Genomic DNA, 9,586 nt, shown 5'->3' on the forward strand with positions numbered 1-9,586 from the left:
CCGAAAACAAGTAAATAAAAAGACAGTAGTTCCGACCTACTGTCTTTTTTTGTGGTGATTCCACATTGTTAACCTCAATTCCTTGAATAAATCAAGGGTTTTTTGACAAGAGTTTTCTTCTCTTACCTAAATTATATCACAAAGGACTTCTTTTTCAAGGTTGATGATTTTCATTTATTTATTATGATATAATATTTTTGCCTATTACTTAATAGGTGGAAGGTGGTGATAAGTTTGTTCGCCATAATATTGGAAAATTTTATTTTCCCCTTGTTGGTTGGTTTGATTTTATTTTTTGTAAAAAAATATTATTCCAAAAACAAGTGAAAGAAAAAGACAGTAGTTCGCACCTACTGTCTTTTTTTGGCGGTTGCCATGTTTGTTCACCATAATACCTTGAATAACTCAAGGATTTATAAGAGTTTTTCTCTTAATTAGATTATATCACAAAAGCCTATTTTTTCAAGATTTCAAAATATATTTGATTAAGAATAGGGACTTTTTTGACTACAAATCTTGCAATCTCAAAACTTATATAATTTCCCAAGTAAGATTATATTATAATTATATTAATAAAAAGTAGGTATATAGAATTATTATATAACTAATTATCTTATAATAAGAAAATTAAAAATCAATCACTTGTATTAAGTTTCTTACCGCTTCTTACCATTTCTTACCATTTCTTAATATTTCTTACCATTTATTGAAATCTCAACATTGTATAACAATAAAAAAGTAAAAAATATAATACTTTTTAATTTCAAAACTTTTTCTTAACTTTTCTTACCACTTATTTAAATTGTAGATTTCTCTTTTTAATTATTTTATATCATAAATGTCAATATCGTTTTGCTCTTCATATTCATAAGAACGTTCAATCCCTTTCATATAAACATCTCTATTTTCTGTATCTTCTGTCAGAGCATTTTTAATTAAACGCTTTAATTCTAAAGAATTTACAGGGGATCTTTCCATAGCCTGTAAATAAGCAATTTTATCTATTTTTTGCCAATCTACACACTTTTTAAGATTTTTTTTAAGTATTAAATCTAACCAAATCCTTGTCACTCTGCCATTTCCATCTCTAAACGGATGCGCAACATTCATTTCCACATATTTCTCAACAATTTCGTCAAATTCATTTTCTGGCATTTTCTCTATTGTTTTTAGATTGTCTTCCAAAAATAACAAAGGAGCAAATCTAAAATTGCCTTTTGCCAAATTAACGCTTCTTATTTTTCCAGCAAAGCTAAACACGTCTTGGAAAATATATTTGTGTATTTGCTGCAAACCTTTAAAAGTCCCTACTTCAAATTCATTTATAATGCCTTTATCCCAAAGCTCTATGGCTCTTTTTTTACTTAAATATTCTTCTCTTTTTGTCCCCATTTTCCCTCCTTTTCTGTATAGTCCCCTATCATTAAAATACCAATAACTAATTTTCTCCCTCAAAATTAGCAAATGCTACTAAATGTTTCAAAATATCTATAGGTTTAATTCTTGCACTTTTTCTATCAAAAAATTGGTTTTCTCCTTGTAAGCAATAATATTCAACTATATTAATATTTTTTGTTTTCATATTACCACCTATAATAACATACTAATATTTTAAATCTATTATAATTACTATACGTTTATTAAAGTTATTTTTCTTTAGAATTTACGATATTTACTTGGCAAGACTTCATGGCTTCTAAGGCTATTTTGTGATTTTTTTCGTTTGTTGCCTTGCACAAATCTTCTATTACTGTTACTTCTGTATTTAATAGGGCGTTTTTTATGAGTATGGCATTTGAAAGCACACAAATATCTGTGCAAATTCCTACCATATAAATATTTTCGATTTTTTCTTTTTCATTTAATTTCTTTAAATATTCTACAAGTTCATAAGAGCCAAATGATGGTTTGTCAATTATTTTGTGATTTTTTGTATCAATTTTTATTTGCCAACCTTTTGAATTTTTTATGCAATGTTTTACTGGCAAATGACTTCCTTCTAGGCTTTCTAAATAATTTTCATCGTGTGTATCTCTTGTAAAAATCACTTCTCCATCAAAATTTTCTACCAAGCTTTCTATAGGTTTTACAATCTTATCATTGCCTTTGTTTCCTAGCGCCCCATCTACAAAATCATTTTGCAAATCAATTACTAATAATACGTCCATACTTTCTCCTTTTTGGTATTTTTATTAGTATATAACTTATAATTTTTTTAATCAACTTAGAAAAGTCCAAAAAAATAAACCTAGGTTTTATCCTAAGTTTATCTTTCTTTATATAATTTTTCTATTCCCAATAAGTCTTTTATTTTTTCTACTGAAACTTGGTCTAATGATTTTTCTTTCCAATTTGCACTTTCTTTGTCTATTATTAATGACCTTATTCCTTCTTTCATGGTTCCTGTTTTTCTTGCGTATTTTAAAATTTTTAGGTCAAGGTCAAAAACTTGGTCTTTGGTTAGGTTTTTGCAAATAAAATATTTTTCAAATTGTAAAAAAAGCATAAAAAGATTTCTTTCTTTTAAATTTTCCAAGGTTTTTTTGGCAAAATCATCATCTTTATTTTCTTCTAAACTTTTTATAATTTCTTCTATGCTTGAATGGGAAAAGTATTTTTCTATTTCTTCTTTATTTTTTGAAATTTTTGAATTACTATCTTGGGCCTTATATTTTTGTGTTTGTTTTTTTAATTCTTCTATTAATTTTTCTCCATCATATTTTTTTGATAGGGAAAGTAAAATATTTAAAACTTTATCGTAATTTTCTGATTTTATATAAATATCTGCCAAATCATATTTTATTAAATCAGATGATGATAAACTTTCGCCACAAAGACCTAGATATTGTCCTAGGGCTTGGGGAAGTTTTGAAATATGTTTGCAAACTCCAACATCTGGCACAAAACCTAATCTTGTTTCTGGCATAGCCCAATTTACGCTTTCGTCTGCAATTATAAAATCCGAATTTATTGTAAGTCCTATTCCTCCGCCCATAACTATGCCAAAATAATGGCTAATAATTGGTTTTTTGTAATCTTTTACGTACCTATCTAAAACAAATTCTTCTTCATAAAATTCGTCTTTGTTTTTGCATTTATCATTTAAAAGGTAATCGTAATAAATTGCTTTTAAATCTCCGCCTGCACAAAATCCTTTTTGGCAAAGTGAATCAAATAAAATCGCCTTTATTTTTTTGTCATCTTCCCATTTTTTCAAAATCTTTTCTATATCTTTTACCATTTCCATATTCAAGGAATTGATTATTTCTGGTCTGTCGAGGTAAATAATACCTACATTTTCTATAATTTTTTCTCTTATCATTTTAATCTCCTATATTTAGGATATTTTTAAAATGAAAAATGTCAAGAAATTTATGCGTTAAATATTTTACAAATTATTCAGTCCCTAAGGCTTTTAATGTGTCCCCATGAAGTTTTTCTTTGATATTTTTATCTTCTTTTACAAAATATGAATATAAAATATCAACCATAATTGAAATTGGAAATTGTGGGCTTATTGCATTTCCATAATCCAAATGTTTGAGCGATGGAACAAGGATTACTTCATCGCAATAATCTTTATACAAATCTCTAACTTGTGAAGTTATAAGAACTGTTTTTGCATTTTTGTTGTGTGCTTGTGATAAAAAAAGCAAAACTTCGCTTGTATTTCCACTAATGCTAAGTCCAAAAATTAGAGAATCTTCATCGTGAAAAGCTCCTCTCATTTTCATTTGATCAGAATCTGTTATGGAATCTATATTTACTCCAATTCTCATAAATCTAAGTTCCATTTCGTTTGCTGCAAGTCCTGATGAGCCTTTTCCGCAAGCTACAACTCTGTGAGCCTTGCTTATATATTTTATTACTTTTTTGATTTGACTTTCATCGATTAGGCTGTAGGTTTTGTTCAATAATTCTTGGTAAGTATTTAAAACTTGGCTTACATTTCCATTTATATCTTCATTTTTTTCTACAAAATCTTCTCCATATTGGTAAACAAATTCTCTGTATCCCCTAAATCCACATTTTTGTGCAAATCTTGAAAGGGAGGCTTGAGATACAAATAATTTTTCTGCTATGGTTTTGCTAGAGAAATCTTCTCTTTTGTTATTGTGAATGAAAAAATCTGCTATATTTTTTTCAACCTCTGTAAAATTTTCGTAATTTGATTCTATTATTTCTACAACGGATTTATTATAATAGTCCAAAATATTCTCCTATTTTTCTTCTTCCAAATCTCTAAAATTATAATAAGCTCCCAAGATTCCTGCTTGGTTTTGGTGTTTGGCAAATTTTAAGGTCATATTGTCGAAAAACCTTTTTTCCAAATATAGGGAAATTTTTTCTTCAATTCTTTTTTTCAAATATTTTTCTTGTGCCATAATTCCACCGCCTAGTACGACTGTATCAGGATTTAACATATAAGATAAATTTGCAATTCCAAGTCCCAAAACATCACACATTTCATCAATTGCTTTTATGCAAATTTCATCGCCTTTTTTTGCATTTTCAAAAACTTTTTTTCCATTCCAAGATGATATATCTTCATTTTTTTCTTTTGCAACCTTTTCAACCAAAGTTTTTGCTGAACCAAGATTTTCAAATTTATCATTTCTAATATTAATATATCCAACTTCAAAAGCTGAACCATTTGCCCCGTGGATTATTTTCCCATCAATTATTCCACATCCGCCAATTCCTGTTCCAATTGTAAGAGTAAGACAAACTGAGCTGTCCTTTGATGCTCCAGACTTGTATTCTGCATATCCTGCACAATTCACATCATTTTCAACCTGACAAGAAAGATCAAATTTTTCTTTGATTGCCTTTTTAAAATTTATTCCTATATAATTTGGTATTAAGTCTGATGCGTGATAAATTGAGCCGTTTTTTGTATCAACTACGCCTGCTGTTGAAATACAAACTCCCATTATTTGGTCATTTTGATTTTTCTTTACAAAATTTTCTACGATTTTTATAACTTCATTTAGGATGTGGTCTCCGCCTTTTTGGGCATTTGTTTCGATTTCATAATTTTCTAAAATATTTGCCTTATCATCAATTAGTCCATATTTTATAGCTGTTCCGCCAATATCTATGCTTATATATTTTTTCATAATATCTCCTTTTAAAAAATAAGAGGCAAATGCTCATCACACTGCCTCTATTATATCCTATAATTTGATTTTAAAAATTGCTTTTTTAATTTTTTGTGGATTTTTAACTTTTATGGCTGTCATATGACCATCATTTGGATAACAAATTAGAAAATCTCCCTCATTTAAAATTACTGATGAATTTTTTTCGCCTTCCATTGCTTGATAATCATCTTCTTTTTTATATGAACCCAAGTCCATATTATCGATAAAATTTAAATCAATTTGTTCACTTCCATCAAGCATAAGATGAAGATCGAGATAATCTTTATGAGCTTCCCAAAATCTATTTTCAGGAGTAGTTGTTTCATATTCTACGATATTTACAAAAAGTTCTTCGCCTTTTATAGGATGAGTCCCTTTTTCCATTTTTTTCATATCATTATTTTTATAAAAATCAAAACATTCTTTAATTTTTTCGCTTAGATATGAAAATTCATCTAAATTTTTTATATTTCCAAATATCATTTCAAACTCCAAATCTTAATTATAAATTGTTGTATTTTTTGGTAGTGTAATTTCTTTTCCCTTTACTTTATTGTAAATTGCTGATGCAACAAGTCCTACTACCAAAGATACTACTATTGATATAATTGAATATGACCAGAAAGAAATTTTTGCTGGATCTACGAAATATTTTACATAAATCATAACACCGCTTGCTGCAATAAAGGCTAGTGTTGCTCCAAATTTATTTGCAGTTTTTGTAAATGCTCCAAGGATAAATGTTCCTACAAGTATTCCCAAAACAAGTCCCATAAATCCGTTAAACCATTCGTAAGCTGATTTTATATCTCCATTTGCCAAAATCATTGAAACGATTATTGCAAAAATTCCTACTATTAATGAAACTTTTTGACCAATTTTTGTTTGTTTTTCTAAACTTAAATCTTTATTTAAGCTTGCTTGAATATCCAAAGCCCAGCTTGATGCAACTGAATTAAGTCCTGTTGAAAGTGTTGATTGGCTTGCTGCATAAATTGCTGCAAGTAAAATTCCTGTAAATCCTACTGGTAGCTCAAAAGCAATCCATGATGCGAAAATTTGATCTTGTTGTGCTGCTGGTGGCAATGGATTTGCTTGAACTTTATAAAATACGTAAAGTCCTGTTCCTATTAGATAAAATACTGTTGCTATAAAAATTGATAGACAACCGTTTGTTACCATCATTTTGTTTAATTTTTTTGTATCAGTTGTTGTTGTAAATCTTTGTACAATATCTTGACTTGAAACATAAGAGCCTATTGTGTTTAAGCCTGCTCCAAATATTAGTAAAAATATTGAATCCTTAAATATATTTGCATCAAATATTGGTTCGTTTACTGCTAAAAATTTGTGATTTGTGAAAAGCTCGTTTGCAACTGCTCCAAATCCACCATTAATATTTGCCATTAAGTAAAATAGTCCAAAAGTTACTCCAAGAAGTAAAACTGAGCCTTGAATAAAATCTGTCCACAAAACTGATTTTAGTCCACCAGTATATGAGTAAATTATTGCTATAACTCCCATGATTATAATCAAAATATTTACATTTATTCCCATAAGTTTTGATAAAACCATACATGGAAGATACATTATAATTGACATACGACCAACTTGGTAAATTATAAACATAATAGCACCAAGAATTCTTAAACCTTTACTATCAAATCTTAATTCAAGATAGTGATAAGCTGTGTCTATATCAAGTTTACTATAAATTGGTAAGAAAAATTTTATAGTAAAAGGAATTGCTACAAGCATTCCAAGTTGTGCAAACCACATAATCCAAGTTCCTGCATAAGAATTTCCTGCAAGAGAAAGGAAGGAAATCGGACTTAAAAGTGTTGCAAAAATAGAAACTGAAGTTACCCACCAAGGCACTGTTCCATCGCCTTTAAAATATTCTTTGCCTTTCATTTCTTTTTTAGAAAAATGAAGACCTGCAAACAATACTGCTGCCAAATATACAATTAATATTGCTAAATCAATTTTTGTAAATCCCTGCATTTCATTTCTCCTTAGCCTAAATATTTATTTTTTGCATCATTTATCATTTTAGCTGCTTCATTTACAACTTCCATATCAGAATCAACCAAATTTTCTAATGGTTTTCTAACTCCACCAAGATCTAAGTTTTCATTTATTTTTAAAATAGCCTTGATTACTGCATATAAATTTGCACGAGCTTCGCACATTTTATAAATTATTGCATCAACATCATATTGAATTTCTCTTGCCTTTTCTAAATCTTTATTTTTTAGACATTCATCCATTTTCAAAATTAATTCTGGCATTACACCGTAAGTTCCACCGATTGCTCCTTCAGCTCCAATAAGTCTTCCAGAAATAAATTGTTCATCTGGACCGTTGAAAATTATGTAATCATCTCCAGCAGCTTGTTTAAACATTTGAATATCTTGAACTGGCATTGAAGAATTTTTAACACCAATTACATTAGGATTTTTTCTCATTTCAGCAAATAATGAACCTGTCAAAGCAACTCCAGCAAGTTGTGGAATATTGTAGATTACAAAATCAGTATTTGGTGCTGCAGAAGAAATATCATTCCAGTATGACGCAATAGAATATTCTGGAAGTCTAAAATAAATTGGAGGAATAGCTGCAATAGCATCAACACCCAAGCTTTCTGCATGAGAAGCAAGTTCCATAGAATCTTTTGTATTGTTGCAAGCAACGTGAGCTATAACAGTAAGTTTTCCCTTAGCCTCTTTCATTACATTTTCAAGAACAATTTTTTTATCTTCAACACTTTGGTAAATGCATTCTCCAGAAGAACCATTTACATAAACACCCTTCACACCTTTTTCTATGTGATATTTTGTAAGCTCTCTTACTTTTTCTGGACTGATTTCTCCATTTTCATCGTAGCAAGCATAAAATGCTGGAATAACTCCCTTATATTTGTCTAAATTTCTCATAATTTTTCCCTTCCTTTTTTATTATTTATTATTTTTCTAATTCATTAATTTTTTCTGTAAAATTTTTAGTTATAACTTGTGGTCTTGTAATAATTGAACCAACAACTACACTGTAAGCACCAAGCTCAAGAACTCTCTTGGCTTTTTCAGGTGTATTAATATTTCCCTCAGCAATAACTTTGTTATTTACATTTTTTAAAATATCTCTAAGAATTTTGAAATCATTTTCTTCGATTTTATCATTTTTAGATTGGTCAGTATATCCAACCAAAGTTGTTCCGATAAAATCAAATCCAAGTTTGTCAGCATTTATAGCCTCATCAACAGTAGAACAATCAGCCATAAATAATTGATTAGGATATTTTTTCTTAACTTCCTTAAAAAATTCATCAATTCCAATTCCACCAGGTCTTAAATCTTTAGTAGCATCCATAGCAATTATTTCTGCCTTAGATGAAATCAAATCATCAACTTCTTTCATAGTTGGTGTAATATAAACTTTAGAATTTTCATAATCTTTTTTTACAATACCAATAACTGGCAAATCAACTTCATTTTTAATTTCTTTTATATCTTCACTAGTATTAGCTCTGATACCCTTTGCTCCACCTTGCTTAGCAGCTTTTGCCATCTTTCCCATTATAAATGATGAATGTAAAGGCTCATCTGGCAAGGCTTGACATGACACTATTAATTTCCCTTTAATAGAACTTATTTCCTCTATATCAGCCATATCTACCTCCTTGATGGTTACAGTATATTACATCGTAAATATAATTTCAAGATTTTAATTTATTTTGAAATAACTTTCACAAAATAAATCCACAAAATTCGTTTTCCCGTTTTCCAATATATGATTTTTGAATTTTACGAAATTAATTTCAATAAAATCAATATTTTTAAAACCATTTGCTAAAGGCTGATTAAAAATTTACGCTGGTTTAAAATATTTTTTAGATAAAAAATAAAAATTTAATATGATTTTACAAACTAATTTTTCGCAATAAAAAAACGAGATAAAATAATTATCTCGTCAGATTGTTGACAAACTAAAAAAATTACTCATTTCGACCAGATAAACAACCGTTGATTTCGGTTGTTTATCCCGATTTATCGTGTGCAACGAGCGGAGAAATCTCATGGGATCTCTCCATGCGTTCGTTTCACTCACACTAAAACACGTTTGTTTTACAAACTTTTTCGTGTTATCACACTAGTTTTATGGATGATTGTGCCAAAAGGATTAGCCTTATAAGGACAGAGAAAATAATAAAAACTTGGAAAGGAGGTAATTCTCATGTCAAATACGAAAAGAACAGGACAAACAGCCCTTTACGAGCGTTTAAGTCGAGATGATGAAACGCAAGGAGAAAGCAATTCCATCACCAATCAAAAGCAGCTGCTTGAAAGCTATGCGAAAAGAAACGGCTTTGTAAATATCTATCACTATACCGATGACGGAGTAAGCGGAACAACCTTTGATAGAGAGGGATTTCAAAAGATGAT

General features: G+C 29.1%; 11 protein-coding genes. 1 reads left to right on the forward strand and 10 read right to left on the reverse strand.

All coding sequences use genetic code 11. From position 1 onward, the window contains the following. Positions 1-822: 822 nt before the first annotated feature. The 10 genes from fic to HMPREF2782_RS08430 all read right to left on the reverse strand — a co-directional run bounded on the left by fic (position 823) and on the right by HMPREF2782_RS08430 (position 8,813). Positions 823-1,392, reverse strand: coding sequence for a protein adenylyltransferase Fic (gene fic, locus HMPREF2782_RS08390; RefSeq protein ID WP_070642338.1), 570 nt, complete (start codon positions 1,390-1,392; stop codon positions 823-825). A gap of 46 nt (positions 1,393-1,438) precedes the next feature. Next, the gene (locus HMPREF2782_RS09535) at positions 1,439-1,582 is read right to left on the reverse strand and encodes a hypothetical protein (RefSeq protein ID WP_186821674.1); all 144 of its coding nucleotides are present in this window, start codon (positions 1,580-1,582) and stop codon (positions 1,439-1,441) included. A gap of 64 nt (positions 1,583-1,646) precedes the next feature. After that, positions 1,647-2,168 (reverse strand): cysteine hydrolase family protein, encoded by a 522-nt coding sequence (locus HMPREF2782_RS08395; protein ID WP_070642340.1) that lies wholly within the window; start codon positions 2,166-2,168, stop codon positions 1,647-1,649. A 98-nt stretch (positions 2,169-2,266) separates the two neighbouring features. Then, positions 2,267-3,322 (reverse strand): enoyl-CoA hydratase/isomerase family protein, encoded by a 1,056-nt coding sequence (locus tag HMPREF2782_RS08400; RefSeq protein ID WP_070642343.1) that lies wholly within the window; start codon positions 3,320-3,322, stop codon positions 2,267-2,269. 73 nt (positions 3,323-3,395) lie between these two features. Continuing rightward, complete coding sequence (locus HMPREF2782_RS08405) at positions 3,396-4,211, reverse strand: MurR/RpiR family transcriptional regulator (RefSeq protein ID WP_070642345.1); 816 nt, start codon at positions 4,209-4,211, stop codon at positions 3,396-3,398. Between the two features lie 9 nt (positions 4,212-4,220). After that, positions 4,221-5,120 carry an ROK family protein gene (locus HMPREF2782_RS08410; protein ID WP_070642348.1) on the reverse strand — a complete coding sequence of 300 codons (900 nt, stop codon included), beginning with the start codon at positions 5,118-5,120 and terminating at the stop codon, positions 4,221-4,223. A 57-nt stretch (positions 5,121-5,177) separates the two neighbouring features. Next, positions 5,178-5,627 carry a NanQ anomerase/TabA/YiaL family protein gene (locus HMPREF2782_RS08415; protein WP_070642351.1) on the reverse strand — a complete coding sequence of 150 codons (450 nt, stop codon included), beginning with the start codon at positions 5,625-5,627 and terminating at the stop codon, positions 5,178-5,180. Between the two features lie 15 nt (positions 5,628-5,642). After that, positions 5,643-7,148 (reverse strand): sodium:solute symporter family protein, encoded by a 1,506-nt coding sequence (locus tag HMPREF2782_RS08420; protein ID WP_070642354.1) that lies wholly within the window; start codon positions 7,146-7,148, stop codon positions 5,643-5,645. Positions 7,149-7,159: 11 nt separating this feature from the next. Continuing rightward, positions 7,160-8,080 carry a dihydrodipicolinate synthase family protein gene (locus HMPREF2782_RS08425; protein ID WP_070642357.1) on the reverse strand — a complete coding sequence of 307 codons (921 nt, stop codon included), beginning with the start codon at positions 8,078-8,080 and terminating at the stop codon, positions 7,160-7,162. Positions 8,081-8,108: 28 nt separating this feature from the next. Continuing rightward, positions 8,109-8,813, reverse strand: a complete 705-nt coding sequence (locus tag HMPREF2782_RS08430; protein WP_070642361.1) for an N-acetylmannosamine-6-phosphate 2-epimerase — start codon at positions 8,811-8,813, stop codon at positions 8,109-8,111. Positions 8,814-9,377: 564 nt separating this feature from the next. On the opposite strand from HMPREF2782_RS08430, the gene HMPREF2782_RS08435 reads away from it, so the two are divergent. Continuing rightward, the coding region (locus tag HMPREF2782_RS08435) for a recombinase family protein (protein WP_186821672.1) at positions 9,378-9,586 on the forward strand (209 nt) is incomplete at its 3' end.

This window comes from Anaerococcus sp. HMSC068A02 (genome assembly GCF_001811125.1).
In the GTDB taxonomy this organism is placed as follows: domain Bacteria; phylum Bacillota; class Clostridia; order Tissierellales; family Peptoniphilaceae; genus Anaerococcus; species Anaerococcus vaginalis_C.